The sequence below is a fragment of the Streptomyces sp. NA04227 genome (assembly GCF_013364195.1).
GTDB lineage: Bacteria > Actinomycetota > Actinomycetes > Streptomycetales > Streptomycetaceae > Streptomyces.
Window position 1 is genome coordinate 5,869,092 of sequence record NZ_CP054918.1, and the last position, 19,423, is coordinate 5,888,514.

General features: G+C 67.4%; 13 protein-coding genes, 1 tRNA gene and 7 pseudogenes. 13 read left to right on the forward strand and 8 right to left on the reverse strand.

The window, feature by feature from the left end:
• Positions 1–15 precede the first annotated feature (15 nt).
• From HUT18_RS25030 to HUT18_RS25055, 6 genes are all read right to left on the reverse strand, one after another.
• Positions 16–1,392 (reverse strand): cytochrome P450, encoded by a 1,377-nt coding sequence (locus HUT18_RS25030; protein WP_176102798.1) that lies wholly within the window; start codon positions 1,390–1,392, stop codon positions 16–18.
• Positions 1,389–2,492 carry a multidrug MFS transporter gene (locus HUT18_RS25035; RefSeq protein WP_176102799.1) on the reverse strand — a complete coding sequence of 368 codons (1,104 nt, stop codon included), beginning with the start codon at positions 2,490–2,492 and terminating at the stop codon, positions 1,389–1,391. The genes HUT18_RS25030 and HUT18_RS25035 overlap by 4 nt, the downstream gene beginning before the upstream one ends.
• Before the next feature lie 340 nt (positions 2,493–2,832).
• Entirely contained in the window at positions 2,833–3,492 is a 660-nt protein-coding gene (def, locus tag HUT18_RS25040; protein ID WP_176102800.1) for a peptide deformylase, read from the reverse strand.
• A gap of 75 nt (positions 3,493–3,567) precedes the next feature.
• Positions 3,568–4,551: a hypothetical protein gene (locus HUT18_RS25045; protein WP_176102801.1), complete on the reverse strand. Its 984-nt coding sequence runs from the start codon at positions 4,549–4,551 to the stop codon at positions 3,568–3,570.
• Positions 4,552–4,850: 299 nt separating this feature from the next.
• Positions 4,851–6,302 carry an HD-GYP domain-containing protein gene (locus HUT18_RS25050; protein WP_254878799.1) on the reverse strand — a complete coding sequence of 484 codons (1,452 nt, stop codon included), beginning with the start codon at positions 6,300–6,302 and terminating at the stop codon, positions 4,851–4,853.
• The gene (locus HUT18_RS25055; protein ID WP_254878800.1) at positions 6,299–7,534 is read right to left on the reverse strand and encodes an HD-GYP domain-containing protein; all 1,236 of its coding nucleotides are present in this window, start codon (positions 7,532–7,534) and stop codon (positions 6,299–6,301) included. Before HUT18_RS25055 ends, HUT18_RS25050 begins: the two co-directional genes overlap by 4 nt.
• Positions 7,535–7,646: 112 nt before the next feature.
• On the opposite strand from HUT18_RS25055, the pseudogene HUT18_RS25060 reads away from it, so the two are divergent.
• The 5 genes and pseudogenes from HUT18_RS25060 to HUT18_RS34365 all read left to right on the forward strand — a co-directional run.
• Positions 7,647–7,952: pseudogene (locus HUT18_RS25060) on the forward strand (IS21 family transposase); the annotation flags it as partial.
• A gap of 672 nt (positions 7,953–8,624) precedes the next feature.
• Positions 8,625–10,388, forward strand: coding sequence for a group II intron reverse transcriptase/maturase (gene ltrA / locus HUT18_RS25065; RefSeq protein WP_176102802.1), 1,764 nt, complete (start codon positions 8,625–8,627; stop codon positions 10,386–10,388).
• A gap of 110 nt (positions 10,389–10,498) precedes the next feature.
• Positions 10,499–11,596, forward strand: a pseudogene (gene istA, locus HUT18_RS25070) (IS21 family transposase); the annotation flags it as partial.
• Positions 11,593–12,363, forward strand: coding sequence for an IS21-like element helper ATPase IstB (istB, locus tag HUT18_RS25075; RefSeq protein ID WP_176102803.1), 771 nt, complete (start codon positions 11,593–11,595; stop codon positions 12,361–12,363). The pseudogene istA and the gene istB, both read left to right, overlap by 4 nt.
• A 43-nt stretch (positions 12,364–12,406) precedes the next feature.
• Positions 12,407–12,499: pseudogene (locus HUT18_RS34365) on the forward strand (AAA family ATPase); the annotation flags it as partial.
• Between the two features lie 52 nt (positions 12,500–12,551).
• On the opposite strand, the pseudogene HUT18_RS25080 reads toward HUT18_RS34365, so the two are convergent.
• Positions 12,552–13,054: pseudogene (locus HUT18_RS25080) on the reverse strand (IS5 family transposase); the annotation flags it as partial.
• 46 nt (positions 13,055–13,100) lie between these two features.
• Between HUT18_RS25080 and HUT18_RS33955 the strand changes: the two are divergent.
• From HUT18_RS33955 to HUT18_RS34235, 6 genes and pseudogenes are all read left to right on the forward strand, one after another.
• Positions 13,101–13,535: pseudogene (locus HUT18_RS33955) on the forward strand (Hint domain-containing protein); the annotation flags it as partial.
• Between the two features lie 3 nt (positions 13,536–13,538).
• Positions 13,539–13,838: a toxin C-terminal domain-containing protein gene (locus tag HUT18_RS33960; protein WP_303246586.1), complete on the forward strand. Its 300-nt coding sequence runs from the start codon at positions 13,539–13,541 to the stop codon at positions 13,836–13,838.
• Positions 13,835–14,698: a hypothetical protein gene (locus HUT18_RS25095; protein ID WP_176102804.1), complete on the forward strand. Its 864-nt coding sequence runs from the start codon at positions 13,835–13,837 to the stop codon at positions 14,696–14,698. The genes HUT18_RS33960 and HUT18_RS25095 overlap by 4 nt, the downstream gene beginning before the upstream one ends.
• A gap of 616 nt (positions 14,699–15,314) precedes the next feature.
• A pseudogene (locus HUT18_RS25100) lies at positions 15,315–16,184 on the forward strand (IS5 family transposase).
• 42 nt (positions 16,185–16,226) lie between these two features.
• Positions 16,227–17,060: pseudogene (locus HUT18_RS25105) on the forward strand (IS5 family transposase).
• A gap of 13 nt (positions 17,061–17,073) precedes the next feature.
• Positions 17,074–17,199 carry a hypothetical protein gene (locus HUT18_RS34235; protein ID WP_303246555.1) on the forward strand — a complete coding sequence of 42 codons (126 nt, stop codon included), beginning with the start codon at positions 17,074–17,076 and terminating at the stop codon, positions 17,197–17,199.
• A gap of 145 nt (positions 17,200–17,344) precedes the next feature.
• Here HUT18_RS34235 and HUT18_RS25110 read toward each other — a convergent pair.
• Positions 17,345–17,416, reverse strand: a tRNA-Arg gene (locus HUT18_RS25110).
• Between the two features lie 177 nt (positions 17,417–17,593).
• Between HUT18_RS25110 and HUT18_RS25115 the strand changes: the two genes are divergently transcribed.
• Together HUT18_RS25115 and nrtL are read left to right on the forward strand one after the other, a co-directional pair.
• Positions 17,594–18,067, forward strand: a complete 474-nt coding sequence (locus tag HUT18_RS25115) for a response regulator (RefSeq protein WP_254879087.1) — start codon at positions 17,594–17,596, stop codon at positions 18,065–18,067.
• A gap of 107 nt (positions 18,068–18,174) precedes the next feature.
• A complete protein-coding gene (nrtL, locus tag HUT18_RS25120; RefSeq protein ID WP_176102805.1) occupies positions 18,175–19,368 on the forward strand; it encodes an ArgS-related anticodon-binding protein NrtL in 1,194 nt (397 codons plus the stop codon).
• Positions 19,369–19,423: the final 55 nt, after the last annotated feature.

The window sequence follows — 19,423 nt, forward strand, 5'->3', positions numbered from 1 at the left end:
GCGCGAGCAGGGACCTCACCGGCGCTCGGCACGCAGCACGAGCTGCCGTGGATGCAGGGTGATCCCGATCTTGGTGGTGGAATCGGTCTCCTCGACCGGAACCAACCGCCACATCGGGGCCACCGTGGCCAGAATCAGGGCGAGTTCGGTCATGCTGAAGTGATCGCCGGGGCACTTCCGGTTGCCCACACTGAACGGCATCATCGCGAACTGCGGTACGCGGGCGGCCCGTTCAGGCAGCCAGCGGTCGGGGTCGAAGTCGAGATGCCGTTCGAACGAACGCGGGTCCCGCTGCAATGCGTAGGCGCTGTAGACGATGTCCGCGTCGGCCGGAATGCCGTACCCGCCAAGCCTGGTATCAGCCACGGAACGTCGGGTGAATATCCACGCCGCCGGACGTATGCGCATCGCCTCGGTGATGACATTGCGGGTGTGCACTAGCTTCTTGAGGTCCGCGAATGCCACCTGCCCGGTCGGCACGAATGACTGCACTTCCGCCACCAACCGGCTTTCCTGCATCGGATGTTGTGTCAGAAGCCAGAATGTCCAGGACAGAGTGGAAGCGACATTCTCGGCCCCCGCGACGACCAGCGAGACCACATGGTCGTGGATCTCCTGATTGCTGAGCGGTTCACCCGATTCGTCTGTGGCGGCGAGCAATACGGCGAGCAGATCCTCGCCGTCGACAGGTGTCGCGCGGCGTTCGGCGATGATCTCGTCGACGAGGGTGTGCAGATCGGCGAGCGCGCTCGCGAAGCGGCGGTTGGCGGGTGTGGGCACCCGGTGCAGCGGTCCCACGGAGAGCACCATCCGGCGGTAGAGCCCCTCGAAGACGGTGTTCAGCGACTCGCTGATGCGGTCCGCCTTCTCGCCGATGGAGCCGACCTTGAGCAGCGAGCGGGAGACGACACGCACGGCGGTACGGAACATCTCCGCGTCGACGTCGACGAGTTGCCCGTCCTGCCAGCGCTCCGCGGTCGCCCGCGCCTCCTCGGCCATGACCTCGGCGTACTCGGCGATCCGCTCGGGCCGGAACGCGGGCTGGATCATCCGCCGCTGACGGCGGTGCAGTTGGCCGTTACTGGTCGCCACGCCCTTGCCGAGCAGCACCTCCAGGGTGTCCCAGAGCGGTCCGCCGACCTCGTAGTCGGGACTCTTGAGCAGCGAGCCGACGAGAGCGGGGGCCGTCACCGCGTACGCGGTACGGGGACCGAGCCTGATCCGCACCACCTCGCCGTGGTCGCGCAGCGCGGCGAGGAAGCCCAGCGGGTCGCGCACCAGGTTCCAGGCGTGGCCGAGCAGCGGGGCGCCGCCCGGCACCAGGGGCGGGGTGAGCGGTGGGGGCTCGGGGACGAAGGCGGTGTCGGGTCCTGCCGGGGATTCGACGCTCATTCCTCACCTGCCGGTTCAAGGGGATCACTCAGATAGGGAGGAGTCGAACTGTCCTCCCAGAGTTCCATGCGATAACGCCCGGATTCATGGTGGAACCAGTAGACCGAGGAAAACCAGTTCCGCAGATTGAACAGGCACGACTGAAGGCCCGTACTCACCTCGCGCGCCCGTGGTGATTTCTGGCCCGACAACTCCCTGGAATACTGGAGGACTTCCTCCTCCGCCGCCAGGAATTCGGCGATGCAGATGCGAACTCGCCGACGCACTTCGGTGACCGCCTGTTCGAGCGATAATCCCTCGTGCTGTATCAGGCTGATTCCCAGATTGTGCACCTCGTCGCCCGCTATTTCCTTGGGTAGCGAGCAGAGGTCGTTGTACCAGGCGGAGAAATCCTGTGAGGCGAGAGCCGCCCGCCGATATGCCGGGTGCCGCCGGACGTTCTCGGGCAGTTCACAGGCCGCGGCCAGTTCGAGGAGGTCCACCCACACGTGGTGCCCGAAGGTGTGCCGGCGCAGCTCGACGTACTCCTCCACCGTGGGCACGCTCCCGCCGCGCCGGTTGGCGAACTCCCGGTCGTACGCCTCGATCACCGCGTGGAAGTGCCGCGCGAAGCGGGCGTTCCAGTCCTCGCCCAGCGTGCCGAACAGCCTGATCACGCACTCCGCGAAGGCCGCGACCAGCGGGTCGGCGTGGTGGAGGTGGCCGTGCGGCTCGTCCAGGGCCGCGTGCAGCTGTCCGCGCAGGCGCTGCCAGGCGCCGTCCCGGCCGTGTACCGCGTCGCGGTCGTGCCGGTCGTCCCAGACGAAGAACCAGGTGCTGAAGTCGGCGATGTCGCCGATGACTTGGTCGCTCGCACCGAGGTAGTAGCCGGCGACCAGGTCCGTGTAGCACAGACTGTCGGCGAAGCGGGCCACCTTGGCGGGCGGCATGAGCCGCCTTTCGAGCAGCCAGGTGCGCGAGTTCTCCTGGAGTCTCGGCCAATACGCGTGCAGGTGCCGGGGAAATGCGTTCTCGATCACCGGAAGCCGCAGTGCCGGTGGTACCGCTACCGTCCCGCGTGGTTGCTCCGACTGTTTGGTGGTGGGTGGATAAGCCGGCATGAAGAAACCCCTCTCGCCGCTTGAGTGCGCGCACCACTCCGCCGCACGGCGCGCGCAGATGCGTACCCCGCGCTTTCCATTCAGCACCACAACTGACCGTTAAGGGAACAGATTTGCTCCACTCACTACCCCTCCCTGCCGAGAACGTCCCCTTACGTGACCACTTGGATCATCACAACAAGGACACGGACACACGGACCCGACCGGGGGGAAGTCCCACGGCCGGGCCCGAATGCACTCTGAATGAGATTCAACTGTCTTTTGTTACCGAGTAGTTGAACCCCGGAAGTAGTGGGTCTCTCGGGACCGGCGCCACCCGCTCCGGCGCCGCACCGCGCCCTCAGGCGTTGGCCACCACCGGGTACCTGGGCTCGCCCTCCGCCATCTGCTTCAGGGCGTCCTTGCGCTCCCGCTTCGAGAGGCGGTCGATGTACAGGGAGCCGTACAGATGGTCGGTCTCGTGCTGGAGGCAGCGGGCGAAGTAGCCGGTGCCGCGTACCTTGATCGGGTTGCCCTTCTCGTCCTGGCCGGTCACCACCGCGTAGTCGGGGCGGGCCAGCGAGGCGTAGGCGGTGGGCACCGACAGACAGCCCTCGTTGGAGTCGTCCAGCCTGCGCTGCTCGGCGGGCAGTTCCTGGACCTTCGGGTTGCAGACCACGCCCACGTGCCGCACGCCGTCGTCGTCCGGGCAGTCGTAGACGAAGACCTTCAGGCCGACACCGATCTGGTTCGCGGCGAGACCGACGCCCTCCGCGGTGCGCTGGCTGGCGAACATGTCGTCCACGAGCCGGGCCAGTTCGTCACCGAACTCGGTGACGTCCGCGCACTCCTTGTGCAGCACCGGGTTGCCGACCACGGTGATCGGGCGGGAGGTGCCGCGCTCGCGGTAGGCACTCTCCCGCTGTTCGCAGTCCTCGGTGTCGACGACGAAGCCCTCGTCGTCCACGGGCAGCACCCCCGCGCCCGTGGTCTGCTCCTGCTCAGTGTCCTGCTGCGCCATGGTGGCCGTTTCGCCTTCCTGGAAAACCTGCGGCACCACAAGCGTGCCGTGCCGTCCCACTAGCCTACGGCGCGCTCAGCAGACCTCTTCCAGGTCTCGCCAGTTCCGGGAGTCCGGACTGTCCGCGACCCAGCTGTCGAGCAGCCCGCGGACCAGGCCCGCGGGGGCCGCGACGCCGCACTCGCGCTCGGGCACCCACAGTTGGCCGTCGGTGCGGTGACCGAGCGGCCCCGGGTGACCCGGCTCGCTGTGGTCGTGCGGGTCCAGGTGCTCGCCGTCGCCGCCCTCGTCGCTGGGCATCCGGCTCTCCGAGCACATCCGGCACAGCAGCCGCACCGAGGAGGACCAGTCCTCCGCGGCGTACCCGGCGTCGGCCGCGAGCCTCTCCAGCGCGTCCCGGTCCTCCTCGGTGGCCGCTTCGAGCAGCACCACCCAGGTCGGCACCGGCGAGGGCGCCCACAGCTCGATCTCGTCGAAGACCGGGAAGGCGTGCCCGGCGGCGGTGGTCCGCTCGCCGTGCGGGACGCCGTCGTGCAGCACGACCTCGCCCCAGCGGCGCCCGGAGGAGGGCAGCGGGATCGACAGGACCTCGATACGTGCCGGGTCCAGACGACGGCCCCAGACCACCTCGGCCTCGCCCTCCGGCGACAGCCGTACGGCCGCGCTGCCGAGCTCCATGGCCACCGGCCGTCCGGAGGCGGCGGTGTCGCCGGGCACCTTCAGGCCGTACGCCTGCCAGGCGCGGCGGGCCAGCGGCCAGTCCTGCAGGGCGGTGGCCGCGATGCCGACGTTCCACCAGTCGGGGGCGCCGGTGGACCGGTCCAGGAGGGCGACCGCGCGCAGTCCGGCCGCGCGTGCCTGCTCCCAGTCGTGCCGGAACTTGTGCAGCAGCGCCAGGTTGAACCACGACTCCGAGAGCCAGGGCTCCAGATCGGCAGCCCGGGTCAGGAGTGCGCCCGCGTCCTCGTACCGCCCGTCCCCGATGAGCGTGAACGCACGGTCGGTGGCCTGCCGCCACGAGGCGGAGGGCCGGTGCCTTCCCTTGCCGAAGATCCTCACGATTCCCGCCTGCCGGTACTCAAGGCATGCTCCCCCGCTCACCTTGCTTCGTCTTCGCATCCAACCACGGACGGTCCAGCCGCCGCTCATTACCCATGGGTTACCCAGCCCCTCCCGGGATCAGGCCATCCGGTCCGTACCCTGTCAAGACGTCTGCAGGCATCGCTGTGACCAGTGCCACCGGCGCTGCCCGGATGCGGCCGGCTGTCCCACCCGGCGTATCTGCCGCACCTGCCGCACCTGCAATCGGGCCGCCGCCCTCGCCCCCCTCTTTACCGCTACGGTCCACTCCCTTACGGCTACGGTCCGCCGCCCTCCTTGGCCAGGACCCGGGCCAGGCATTCCACGACCTCGGGCTGGTAGTCGCGGCCGGTGGCGAGCCGGAGGCGTTCCAGCGCGGTGAGTGCGCCGGCCGGGCCCTCCGCGCGGACGATCTCGTCGTAGGCGTTGGCCGCCCGGACGATACGGGCCGCGAGCGGCTGGTCACGGTAGGGCTCGGCCTGCTGTTCCACCACCAGCGCGACCTCGGCCGCGCCACCGGTCTGCCGGACCACGGCCCCGCCGAGCAGCGCGATCCGCCGCTGCTGCTCCGCGCCGAGGAAGGCGGTGGCCCCGGACGGCACCGGGTCCACCAGCGAGAGCTGCCCGATGTCGTGCATGAGGGCCGCGTACTCCAGCACCGTCAGCTCACGCCGGGTCAGCCCCAGCTCACGGCCGACGGCACGGCTCAGTACGGCGACCCGGCGGGCGTGGCCCGGCGGGGTGTACCCGGCGATCTCGGTGGCCCTGGCCAGGGAGGTGATGGTCTGGCGGTAGGTGGTACGGGCCGCCGCGTAACGGCGGAAGGCGAGCTGGGTGAGCAGCAGCGGCAGGCTGAAGACGGGCAGCGCCCACAGCGCGGCCACCGCGACGCCGAGCGCGATCACCGCGCCGGTCGCGCCCACCGCCGAGCCGATCCCGGTCAGCGCGCGCAGTTCGTCGCGGAGCAGCGGGCCGAAAGGCCAGTCGGTACGGGCCCGGGCGAGCGCGGCGGCCAGTACCGCGTCCCACAGCGCGCTCAGCGCGACCACCACGACCACGCCGAGCGCGTAGTAGGCGCCGCGCCCCGGGCCGTGCTCCGGTCCGTGTTCGGGATGCAGCGCTGCGTGCAGCGGCTGGAAGCACACCGCCGCGAAGGCGACGCCGAGCACCCGCCGCGCCACATGGTCCGGTGCCGGTGCGGCGCCGCGGGCCACATGGGGCGCGGCACCGGCGAGCGTCGCCGCGAAGACGATGGCGACCACCTGGAGGACCCCGTGTCCGGTGGGCCGTCCGCCGACCTCACCGAGCAGGGCGTACGCCAGCGCCCCGGCGGCGCCCAGCGGCGCGGGCTCGCGCGCGGGGCGCGGGTCGTCCGCGCGCCAGCGGGTGAACTCGCCCAGCGCGATGAGCAGTCCGAAGGCGAAGGCGGTGCCGCGGTCGGCCACGCCCGCGCGGAGCGTGGCCGCGAGCGCGAACAGCGCGAGCGCCCCGGCGGCCGTGTGCACCGCGACCAGCACCGGCCGCCGCGCGAGCCGTCCCGGCAGACCACCGGCGGCGGCCGCGGCGCCCTTGGCAATGCGGCCGTCCCCGCCGGGCCCGGCACGACGGCGGCGGCCGGAGCCCGGCGGGGGCGCACTCTGCCGGGGCAGCGCACCCCGGCGCGGGCCACCCTCATCCGCGCGCCGGTGACGGCCCGGCCGGACACCGTGCGAGGAACCGCCGTGACTCATGGGGTGCGCTCACCACTCGGGGTGGTGAACTGGGCGGGGCGGGGGGTGAGTTGGTGAGGGGCGTTGCCGTTGGGCGCCGCGGCCGCAGGCCGCGCCGCAGGCACGTTTCGGCGGGCCCCGCCCGGACCGTCGGGCCCGTCGGCGGTCACCGCGGGCCGCCAGCCGTGGCGTTCCAGGGCGCGGATCAGGGCGTGCACCATGCGCGGGTCGAAGTGGGAGCCGGAGCAGCGCCGCAGTTCGGCGAGGGCGACCTCGACCGGGCGGGCGCGGCTGTAGGAACGGGTCGAGGTCATGGCGTCGAAGGCGTCCGCGACGGCGACCACCCGGGCCGACTCGGGGATGCGCAGTCCGGCCAGGCCGTAGGGGTAGCCGGTGCCGTCGAGGCGCTCGTGGTGGTGCAGTACCGCGGCGCGCGCCTCGCCGAGGAAGCCGATGCCGCGCACCATCTCGTGACCGTATTCGGGGTGCAGCTCGATGATCCGCCGCTCCTCGGGGGTGAGCTTGCCGTCCTTGCGCAACAGGCGGGTGGGGACGCCGAGTTTGCCGACGTCGTGCAGGATCCCGGCGAACCGCAGCATCTCCACCCGCTCGTCGTCCATGCCGAGTTCCCGGGCGATCAACTGCGAGGCGTGCCCGACGCGTTCGCTGTGGCCACGGGTGTAGCCGTCCTTGATGTCCACGGCCCGCACCAGCGCCCTGATGGTCGCCTGGTGCGCGGCCCGCTCCCGGTGGTACTGCGCGAACACCCAGCTGGAGATGTGCATCGGCAGCAGCACGAGCAGCGCCGCGAGCGGCCCGTACGTACTGCGCCACAGCACCGCCATCATCAGACCGGCCAGACCGTGCACGGCGACCGGCCCGAGCGAGCGCGCGAAGAGGCCGCGCCAGGCGGTGCGCACCGGCAGCCGTTCCGCGGCGAGCAGGATCGTGCCGTCGAGCAGGGTGAGTACGACGCAGAAGGCGAGCACCGCGGCCTGCGCGGGCAGCAGGACGTACGGGAAGTCGGCCGCCGCCACGGCCTGCCGCCCGCCGAGCGCCGCGTGCGCACGTGCGGCCGCCCAGGCGGCGAGGGCGAGCCCGGCGGCCCGCCAGACGCGGCGCGCCCAGCGCGGCCGCTGCTCGACCCGGTCCAGGAGCGCGCCGGGCACCGCCACCAGGGCGGCGGCGGGCGCGGGCAGCAGGAAGACCCCGGCGAGCAGGACGGGATAGAAGGTGCCGGTGTCGGCGTACACGTGAACGTCCTCACCCGCGTACGGATGAACGCGGCCAGTTCCTGATGTGCTGAGTCGGGCTGCTGGGCACTCTGCTGCGTAGTCAGTGTGCGGCGGCAGGGGGTGGTCGGTTGTGGTTCTGGATCCGCGTCGCTGGTCGGAACTGCGCCGTTTCCGTGGGTTGTTGGAGTCCGGGGCGATGAGCCTGTCTGAGGTTGCCCGGGAGACAGGGCTGGATCGCAAGACAGTCCGCAAGTACATCTCAGGGCCGGCGGAACCGCCACGCCGTTCAGTGAACGGCCGGTCGCTGGAGCGGAAGATCGACGCGTTCGCGCCGCTGGTCGACTCGATACTGCGAGCCGAAATCCTCATGAAGGCTTCGGTCATTCACGAGCGGCTGGTCGGCGAGTACGGCTTCACCGGCAACTACCAGCGCGTCAGTGCGACATGAAGTCGCTCCAGGGAAGTGAGAACAGTCAGGTGAAGGAGGGAAGGGTCGACTGATCTTCGGGCCAGTGTCCAATGCCCGTCTCCGCGCTCACATGCGTCGCTGGTAACGGCGGGGTGTGAAGCTGAGCATTCAAGCCCAAGAACATTCCGGCCATCGGATAGTCACAGGCGAGGAGAAGGCTGGACGGGCGAACACAAGTGAACCTCTGATGAGGCCCCGTGATGGTAAGGCCGCGCGATGGCATGCAGGCGGCGGTCACAGGACCCGGTGCTGCAAGGCACCAAGCGATCTCAGGATCTGACTCGCCTGAGACAGGACACCGTTGGTCCCGGGGTATAGGAGGCGCCCACCCCAGCTGCGTCTTACTGGTGCGGAACATGAAAACCCCGACGAGGTCCAAGCCACCCGGCTTGGTAGGCCGACCGCGAGGAAGGCTGAACTCCCCGGCGGGAGAAGGAAGATCCAAGAAGCGAATGCCGGCAGGTCGAAAGGCCCGAGGAAACCGGGAGACAGGACCTTCACTTGTCTCTCGCATAACTCGCCGGATACGGGCCCTGGTGGTCCGGCCCGAAAGGGCGCCCACGTGGATCAGGTGAGCCTTTGAAGCCACCACTGCAACACCGCTCGAACTGAGGGACAAGTTAGACACCGGAGGCGAACATGGAGATCACGGCATCTGCTGTGATGCCCTTGCCTGCGGTGAACGGACCCGAGGACGGCTTACTCGACTGGCACGGCATCGACTGGGCCACGTGCGAGGAGAACGTACGGCGGCTGAGGCAGAGGATCTTCAAGGCGACGCAGGACGGGGACCTCAAGAGGGTCCGCAACTTGCAGAAGCTCATGCTGCGAAGCCGCAGCAACACGCTCGTCAGCGTGAAGCGGGTGACGCAACAGAGCAGTGGTCGCAAGACCGCTGGCATCGACGGGGAACGAGCCCTCACGCCCAAGGCGAGAGGCACGCTGGCGGCCGAGACCCATCGGTCGTCGAAGCCCTGGAAGGCCAGACCGGTCAAGCGAGTGTTCATCCCGAAGAGCAACGGGAAACAGCGGCCGCTCGGTATCCCGGTCATTCGTGACCGGGTTCTCCAGGCTCGCGTGAAGAACGCGCTGGAACCGGAGTGGGAAGCGCGGTTCGAGCCGAGGTCTTACGGCTTCCGGCCCGGCCGCAGCTGCCAGGACGCGATATCTGCGATCTTCTGGACGGTGAAGGGCAAGAACCCGAAACGTCTGTGGGTCCTGGACGCGGACCTGTCGGCGGCATTCGACCGCATCGACCACACCCACCTCATGACCATGCTCGGATGGTTCCCGGCCAGGGAACTGATCCACGGGTGGTTGAAGGCGGGCGTGATCGAACGCGGCCGGTTCGCACCGACCGAGGAGGGCACTCCTCAAGGTGGTGTGATCAGCCCGTTGCTGCTGAACGTCGCTCTGCATGGGCTGGAACAGGCCGCAGGGTGCCAATACTCAGTGTCGAAGTCCGGGCGCGAGCCCGGTGCGATGCCGGGCACCCCGGTGCTGGTGAGGTATGCCGATGACTTCGTCGTGTTGTGTCACGACGAAATCGAGGTGCACCAGGTCAGAGCCCGGTTGGAGGGCTGGCTGGAGTCGAGGGGTCTTCGCTTCAATTCGGAGAAGACCCAGGTCGTCCACCTCAACAGAGGGTTCGACTTCCTCGGATTCACTGTCCGCCGCACAGGCGGCAAGATGATCATCAAACCGAGCACAGCGGCTTGCGCGAGGCTTCGGTTGCGACTACGGACCGAGGCGAAGGGCCTGCACGGGTCCAACGCCGCAGCCGTGTTGCGCAGGCTGACCCCGATCGTTCGCGGTTGGGCCGCCTACTACCGGGCAGTGGCCTCCTCAACGACCTTCACGTCGCTGGATGACTATATGTGGCGGCTGGTCTTCAAATGGGCCAGGCGTCGTCACTGCAACAAGTCGGGGAACTGGATTATGAACCGGTACTTCGGCCAGTTCCACCCGTCCCGGCAAGACCAGTGGGTATTCGGTGACCGCGACAGCGGTGCCTTTCTCACCAAGTTCGCCTGGACGGGCATCGTCCGTCACCAACTCGTTAAGGGTGGGGCGTCCCCGGACAACCCCGCGCTTACCGAGTACTGGCAGGACCGCCGCCGCAGGAAGGCGCCGCCGCCGATGGATAAGACCAGTCTTCTCCTGGCGGTCCGGCAGCAGGGGCTTTGTCCTCTCTGCAAACAGGCGCTGATCGTCGGAGCCGAGTACGAACCAGACAGTCCACGCGAGTGGATCAACTGGTTCGCGGCCTCGAAGAAGATGCTCCACAAGCATCACTTCATCTACCGGCGAGACGGCGGCACGGACGAGCGGAACAATCTTCGCCTCGTGCACTCCGAATGCCATCGCCAGCACCATGCTGGCGACGGTCAACGGACCACATAACCCTGCTGACCTGCGAAGCCCTCGGGGCTTGCTTGAGCCGAGCTGCGGGGAAAGCCCGCATGGCCGGTTCTTAGGGGGCCGGGGTCCAGCAATGGACTCCGGCTACCCGACAACTCTACGTTCAAGAGGCCCGGCCTCGGATCGCGGATGAACTGGGCATCACGCCGAAGCAGTTGGCGGGCATGCACCGCCGCTTCGAGGTGATCCCGGGCGCTCAGGCCCAGGTCGACTGGGGCGACGAGGGCAAGATCCTCGCCCACATGGGATCGCCGAAGGTCTACTCGTTCCATATGACGTTGTCGTACTCCCGCGATCCGTTCTGTTGCTTCACCACCAGTCAGGACCTGCAGACGTTCTTCGACTGCCATCGCAGGGCATTCGCCCACTTCGGCGGGGTCCCGATGACGATCGTCTACGACCGCACCAAGACCGTCGTGCGCCGTCATGTCGCCCCGGGCGAGGCGGTCCCGCTGCACCCGGAAGCGGTCGGCTTCGCCGGGCACTACGACTTCGACATCGACGTTCTGGCTGCCTACCGGCCGCAGGGCAAAGGCCGGGTCGAACGGCAGGTCCTCATCGTCCGTGATCACGTGCTGTCCGGCCGGGCGTTCTCCTCGATCGAGGAGATGGACGCCGCCTTCGTGGCCTGGGTGCCGCAGCGCCGGGCTCAGGCCCACCGGACGCACCAGCAGATCATCGGCGAGCGAGCTGCCCGCGATCATGCAGCTCTGCGACCGCTGCCGCCGGCGCCGTATCTCGTGACGGAACGGCATCTGAGGCCGGTCGGGAAGGACTGTCTGGTGGCCTTCGCCGGCAATCTCTACTCGGTCCCGGCCCGCAAGGTCCGTCCTCGTCAACTGGTGGAGATCAGGGCCACGAAATCGCAGATCATGCTGCACTCCACCGACGCATCCGGCGAGACGCTGCTGGCCATGCACGCGCGGGCAGTTGGCCGCGGAGCCCGTGTGGTTGAGGAGACGCACTGGGACGGACTCCCCACTGGCAAGAACCGCCGCACCACCACCGGCGACACTGCACCCCGACCCCGGCCGCAGCCCCGCGGCGAGGAGATGGGGCCGTTGCAGGCTCTGCTCAACCGGGCTGCCGCCACTCGGATCGAGGTCGGCCGTCGGCCCCTGTCGGTCTATGACGAACTGACCGGGACTCGCCCCTTCACCACCAACCCCACGAAGAAGGAGTCCTCTTGAGCGAGCTGACCGGCAACCGCATCCGCACCACGGCCGGCAAGCTCGGCCTGCCCCACCTGGCGGAAACGATCAACGAGTGCATTCGCCGCGCCGACGAGGGAAAGCTCGGTTACCTGGACTTCCTCGACCTGGTCCTCTCGGAGGAACTGGCCGTTCGCGATGACCGCCGCTTCCGCAACGGCCTGCGGCTGTCCAAGCTGCCGCACCACAAGACGCTCGATGAGTACGACTTTTCGTTCCAGCCAGAGCTCGACCCGCGCAAGGTCAAAGACCTCGCGACGCTGTCCTTCGTCGAGGCCAAGGCCAACGCGGCCCTATTGGGTCCGCCGGGGGTCGGCAAGACGCATATCGCGGTCGCGCTGGCCGTCGCCGCCTGTCGAGCCGGTTACTCCATCTACTTCACCAGCCTCGACGACATGGTCCGCCAGCTCAAGGCCGCCGAGGCCGCCGGACGGCTGACCAGCAAACTCACCACCTACCTGCGGCCGGGCGTCCTCGTCGTCGACGAGGTGGGATATCAGCCCCTGGAGCGGGCGGAGGCGAACCTTGTCTTCCAGGTGATTTCCAAGCGCTACGAGAAGGGTTCGATCATCCTGACCTCGAACAAGACCTTCAGCGAATGGGGCCAGGTCTTCGGTGACGAAGTCCTGGCCACCGCAATCCTCGACCGACTCCTGCACCACTGCGACGTGGTCTCCATCAACGGCCCGAGCTACCGGCTCAAGAACCGCCTCCAGGCCATCGAGCGCGAGAACGAAGTGGCCTAACAACTGGGGACGTTCACTCGTACGTCAGTGGGGACAAAACCAAGTACACGGACACGACGTGGTCTCCATCAACGGCCCGAGCTACCGGCTCAAGAACCGCCTCCAGGCCATCGAGCGCGAGAACGAAGTGGCCTAACAACTGGGGACGTTCACTCGTACGTCAGTGGGGACAAAACCAAGTACACGGACACCAGGGGAATCAGTGCCTGGCTGTCGTGCAGGTTCGCCCCCGAGATTCCGACGGACAGAGGCAGACCAGTCCGCTCGGTGATTAAGTGGATCTTCGACCCGTACTTGCCCCGGTCGACAGGATTCGGGCCTGTCAGATCCCCCTTTTCAGGGCCCTCATGTTCACGGAGTCGATTGCGCAGCGGGACCAGTCCAACTCGCCGCGGGAGCCGAGCTCGTCGAGGACCAGACGGTGGAGCTTCGCCCACACCCTGGCCTTCGACCACTCCGTGAAGCGCCGGTGAGCTGTCGCTCCCGACGGCCCGAATGAGGCGGACGGCAGCTGCTGCCAGGTGCAGCCCGACGTGGCCACGAACACGATCGCAGCCAGGACCTCCCGGTCACCATGCCGCCGCCGACCTCCCCCTTGCGGCCGGGTCGGCGTCTCCGGCACCACCCGCTGGAACAACTCCCACAACTCTTCCGGCACTAGCCGCTCAACGATCCCCACCACGACCGACAGCCTACCGAGCCAGCCAAATGAGATGGCTTCTAAGAAGGGGGTGGGTTGCAAGTGCTTCCTGGCAGGCACCGACGTCCTCATGGCCGACGGCTCGACCGCCGACATCGAAGACGTTGACGTAGGCGACAAGGTCTTGGCGACTGATCCCATGACGGGCAAGACAGAGCCCCGCCGAGTGACGCATCTGATCCGCACCGAAGCGGACAAGAAGTTCAACAAGCTTTCCATCGCTACCGATCAGGGGATCGAGTCCCTGACTGCGACACACGAGCACCCCTTCTGGTCCCCGTCCGAGAAGGACTGGATCCCGGCCCGCGGCCTGAAGCCGGGAATGACCCTCCGCACCGACAAGGGCGAAACGGTCATCGTCACCGCCAACAAGCCCTTCACCAAGCATGCGAGGACGTACAACCTCACGGTGGAGGGGTTGCATACATACTATGTACTCGCTGGTCAGACGCCGGTACTCGTTCACAACAGCAACATCAACTGCAACTCGCTCACGCGTGCACAGTCTGACGATGTTGCCAATTTCTTGGGATACACGAAGACCAAAATGAAATCTGCAGGCGGGGCCCCGATTTGGGAGAACAAGAAGGCTGGAGGTGGTCAACCTCGGTATATCACCTACGATCGGACCGGGCATAACAAGCAGGCGGTATTCAAGGGTGCCAGCTTCCGTAATCCTTTCCAGTCGACGAAGGATTCGGCTCGGGACGGAACGTATGGGCTGGATGTATCCCCGACAGGAGAGGTGTTGGGTCTCAAGTGGCTAGCCAAATGACAGCCGAGCTTGTCGTCAGCCCGAGCGACCAACATGTGCGAGCCTCCCTGGCTGAGGCGTCGGCCTGGAGTGCCTACGCGGTGGATTTGCGGAGGTTGCTCAACGTGGTGATCGAGGAATGCGGAGCTGACCGTCTTGAGGTCAGTGAGTTGCTGGTCAGCCAACCGCTCCCTGACCGCTACTGGAGGCTCCGCAACGGGATGCAGGCCAAGCCGGCGGAGGCGATAGATCTCGCTGAGCGGATGGCGGCTGGGTTCGGACCATACTGCCGGCTGATCACGCCGGGGCGGCTTCGCGTCGAGTCGGGATGGGATGGGGCGATCCATCTCTCAATGGATCCAGCGGTGGCCAATTCGCTTACCGGGCTCGCTGGCGACAACCTGTCTCTTGAGTGGCGCGCCTCGGAACCGGAGCCTGAGGAGGAGCCAAGACTTGTCGATGACGTCGTGGATGACGAGTTTTGGGGCTCGGTTGGAGCGGCGACCGATGGGATGGTCCTCTTGTGTGAGCGCTGGGCGCACGGTGCTTACGGCTGCCGATGGTTCCGGGTGACCGCGGGAAATGTAGCGGAGGTGGCACAGGCTGTACGGCCTCGCTCGCTCCTCTGCGTTGTGGCAAACCCGAACCTGCGGCTCGACTCGGGACTATTGGACGAAGATTTCACTGCGTTCGAAGCCCCACTCACGCCTGGCCAGCTCATTTACTGCGCCTACCCAGGAGGGGTCGATAGTCTCGCCGAAGTAACGGACAGGGGATTGTCGTTCATGCTGGCGGAAGTGGTATTGGCTGGGTGGTGCGCCGTGGTGCCGGATTCGGACGGCGTAGTCAGAACGGCATGGGAGAGCCCTGGTGAGGGCTGAGGGGCGAGGCGGGGGTCATCTCAAGGAATAGTCGGTTCGCGATCGCAGTGATCGGTGATCCCTCGTCGGAGGGCGGCGTCTCGTCGGCTTCCGAGGCCGCCGGTAGTATTTAGTCGGAGGCTTCTCCGAATCGTTCCCGATGGACCTGAGTTTCTGAACGGTGGGTGACTATCTCGAAGTTGGGAGAGAGTCCTGAAGGAGCTTGAGGCGAGTAAGTATTCGATCTCGCGCCTCAAGCTCCTCGATCGCGGACCCGGAGACCGCTAACGTCATCTTCTGCTGTCCTATTTACTGGGAAAGGGAAGCTGTCGCGACATGGCGCAATGTCAGAAGTAGGGGGCGCAGTAAGTAGCCGTCGGTAGCCACTGAAGTTTGCCAATCAGCGACGGAGATCCTTCGCAGACTCCTGGCCAGCGATGGCCGAGACCAGGCCGACCGTCGCGCGCACCGTGACCGCGAAAGCGAAACGGCCAAGTAGGTTGCTGTTTTGGCATGCGCAAGAAAGGCCCTGACCGGCGTTTCCGATGGGCAGGGCCTTAGAGGACATCTGATCTACGTTGTGGGCGGTTTGATCCTTTTGCTGTGACCAAGCCTGCCATGAGTCGTTGCACCTCGAGTGACTTCTCGGCGCCCGTATCGCAGCGACGTATCCGACGCCCGATGGGCTTTGCTCGAGCCGGTGTTCACGGCTTGGCGTGCTGGGCGAACTGGCCCCGGAACGGCCGCACGAGTGCATGACCTGAGAGAGATCGTGAACGCGATCCTCTACGTCAACCGCACCGGGATCCCGCGGGAGTACCTGCCACACGACTTCCCGCCGTTCAAGACCGTCTACGACTACTACGCCAAGTGGGAAGCGGACGGAACCACCGAGCAGGTCCACGACCTGCTGCGGGACAAGGCCCGCCGGGCGAATGCCCGAAGCGGGGCACCGTCCGCGGCGGTGGTGGACGCGCAGAGCGTGAAGACCTCGAGCAATGCTGCCGAAGACAGCCAGGGCATCGACGCCGGCAAAAAGATCAAAGGGCGCAAGCGCCACCTGATCACCGACACCCTCGGACTGGTCCTGACCGTCCTCATCACCGCCGCCTCCGTCCACGACTCCACCGGCGGCAAGCAGGCACTGACCGAGCTGGCGGCGACCCATCCGACTGTGACCAAGGTCTGGGCCGACGGCGGCTACCAGACCAGCGTCATCCAGCACGGCGCCCGCCTCGGAATCGACGTCGAAGTGGTGCAGCGACCAAGGGTGAAGGGCTTCCAGCCGTTGCCCAAGCGGTGGGTGATCGAGCGGACCTTCGGCTGACTGATGCAGCACCGCCGCCTGGCGCGCGACTACGAAGCCCTACCGCAGAGATCCCGAACGATGATCCACTGGGCCATGGCTAACAAAATGAGCCGCGAACTCACCGGAGAATCCGCACCAACCTGGCGAATCGAAACAGACACTCAAAACCGCGTGAACGCTGATCAGATGCCCTCTTAGAGGTCCTAACAGAACCCGTTGATGGTGTGACTGTCGGCTCGGATGTTCGTTGGCCTGTTCGTGGGAAAGAGGGATGCTCGGCCGTGGATCGTCTCGGACGAACTGTGGTCACTGATCGAACCGTTGCTGCCGAAGCCTGGGCCGAAGCTGGTCGCGGGACGGCCGCGGGTGCCTGACCGTCAGGCGCTCTGCGGGATCCTGTTTGTCCTGCACACCGGCATCCAGTGGGAGTACCTGCCTCAGGAACTCGGCTTCGGTTCTGGCATGACGTGCTGGCGGCGTCTGGCCGCTTGGAACGAGGCTGGCGTGTGGGAGCGACTGCATGCAGTCCTTCTGACGAAGTTGCGGGTGGCGAAGCAGTTGGACTGGTCCCGGGCGGTGATCGACTCCAGCCATGTGCGGGCCGCTCGGCGAGGCCCAAAAGCGGACCGAGCCCGGTCGACCGCGCACGGCCGGGCAGCAAGCACCACGTCCTCGTCGACGGGTAGGGCATCCCGCTCGCGGTGTCGCTGACCGGAGGAAACCGCAACGACGTGACTCAGCTGATGCCCTTGCTCGCGAAGGTCCCGTCCGTCCCCGGTCTGGTCGGGCGACCACGACGACGGCCCGACACCCTGCTCGGCGACCGGGGCTACGACCACGACAAGTAGCCGACTTGTCTGGGCGCAGGGCATCAAACCCGTGATCGCACGCCGCGGCGTCCCACACGGATCCGGCCTTGGCATTCACCGATGGGTCGTCGAGCGCACCATCGCCTGGCTCCACGGCTTCAGACGCCTGCGAATCCGGTGGGAACGACGCGACGACATCCACGAAGCCTTCCTCGGCCTCGCCACATGCCTCATCACCCACCGACACGTCCAACGCCTTTGTTAAGGGCCGGAAGGAGTTGGAAGCCCAGGAACTGTTGACCGTCAAGCGCGAGCCGCAGGGCACCTTCTACGACTTCACGCGGCTGAGGAACGCCTATCAACTCAGCCTGGAGCGACTGAAGGACTCGCCTTCCTGGACTTGATGGAGCGGCGCTTGCCTCTATCGCAGGTCTGTCGCGATCAGTGCGAAGCAATGAGAAAGAGCGGGACCCAGTGAGACTGGTTCCCGCTCTCTTCTGTCGGCATCCGCCCTGGTCAGCGCTTTGCTTTCTGCTGTTCCTCGGCGAGTGCCCCCGGCAGGATTCGAACCTGCGCACACGGCTCCGGAGGCCGTTGCTCTATCCCCTGAGCTACGGGGGCGTGTCTCGCGCTCTGCGCGGCGACGAGTAGAACCCTACCAGCTCCAAGAGGGTCCTCATGAACAGGTATTTACGGGTGGGGGCCATGATCGTCCGGCGTCCGGCAGTGGCCCTCGGAGGGTCTGTGCGGCACCCCGTCCCCGTCCTCCGGTCCGGAACCCCTCCCTCCCCCTCGCGGGTGGAAAAAGGGAAAACCCGGACGGCGGGGTGGGGGGCGTCCTACTCTCGATGTGTGCCAGGCGTGTCCGGTCGGGTGCTTGTTGTTGATGACAACAAGGTGATCCGGCAGCTGATCAAGGTCAACCTCGAGCTGGAGGGCTTCGAGGTCGTGACCGCCTCCGACGGTGCCGAATGTCTGGAGGTCGTGCACGAGGTGCGGCCCGATGTGGTCACCCTGGACGTGGTGATGCCGCGGCTGGACGGGATTCAGACCGCCACGTATCTGCACGCCGATCCGCGCACCCGGCACCTGCCGATCGCGATGGTGACCTCCTGTACGCGGTACGAGGTCGAGCGCGGGCTCGAGTTCGGGCTCGATGCCTTTGTGCCCAAGCCCTTCGAGCCCAGTGAGCTCGTCGAGATCGTGAAGGATCTGCTTACCCCGGGCGGGGGATACGGGGCCGACGCATCCGAGCGGGCGGGCAGCGCCTGAGCCGGTGAGCTGAGCCGGTGAGCTGGGGCGGGGCCGGGGTCGTGTGACCGGAAGCACTCCGTATCTCGTTTCCCTCCACCCCACCCCCCTCCCATACCCTTTCTCCTGTGACCCCCGTCGAACTCTCGCGTGCACTCGCCGTGGCTGTGCGGTGCGCTGTCGAGGACGGGGAGCTCAGTGTGGCCGTACCGGAGCGGATCGTCGTGGAACGGTCCCGGCCCGGCGGCACCGGCGACTACGCCAGCGGTCTCGCCCTGCGCCTCGCCAAGGAAGCCGGGCGCCCGCCGCTGACAGTGGCCCACATCCTGCGTGAGCGGTTCCTCGCCGGTCCGGCGGTCACGAGTGACGGGGGCCGTGCCTCGGTCGCCGCCGTCCACGTCACCGGGCCCGGGTTCCTCAACTTCAGCCTGCGCGAGGGCGGTCAGGAGTCGCTCGTACGGGAAGTGCTGCGGCAGGGAAGCGGATACGGGCATGTTTCGGCGGCCAGCGGCACGGGGCACGGACGTACCGCGACCGCCGTGACTCTCCAGGTGCCCCGCGAGGTCCGCGCCGCCGTGATCGGTGACTCCGTCCGGCGCATCCTCCGGTCACAGGGCGTCGACGCCCGCCTTGTCATGACCGACAGCGGCACCGATGGCCCGGCCCCCGACTGGATCGGTCCTCTAGACATCCACCTCGATATCCATGTCGACGGCACGGCAGCGCAGCCGCAGCCGGAGTCGGCTTCACCTGCGCCGCCGCCGGGAGATCAGTCGCCGCTCCACCCTCTCCCCCTCCCCATCCCGGTCCCCGCCCCCGCATCTCCCCTTCCCCTCGGCCGCGACGCCGCCCGCTGGGCGCTGCTCCACCCGCCCGCCCACGACCGGCCCCGGCTCGATGCGGACCTGTGGCTCGCCCAGCGCGAGTCCAACCCGTTGTTCCGGGTGCGCTACGCGTACGTCCGCAGCCAGGCCCTCGTACGCAATGCCCATGACCTCGGTTTCCGCGCCGAACCCGGTCCCCTGCGGGCCGGGACGCACCCGGCTCCGGGCGCCGAGGCCGACCTGCTCGACGCGCTGTCCGCGTACCCCGTGCTGCTGGCCGCCCTGCGTACCGGCTACGCTCCCGATCGCCTCTGCCGGCACCTTGTCGTCACCGCCGACGCCTTCTTCCGGTTCCACGACGCCATCCGCGTCCTGCCGCTCGGCCCCGAGAAACCCTCGGCCGCCCACCGTGCCCGGCTCGCACTCGCCGAAGCCGCCGGGACGGTGCTCGCCGGTGGCCTGTCCCTGCTCGGCATCGAAGCCCCCGCACACCTGTGAAGGCCGTGGACGAGATGAACCACCGCGGTCGCACCACTCTCAGAGAGCGCACGAC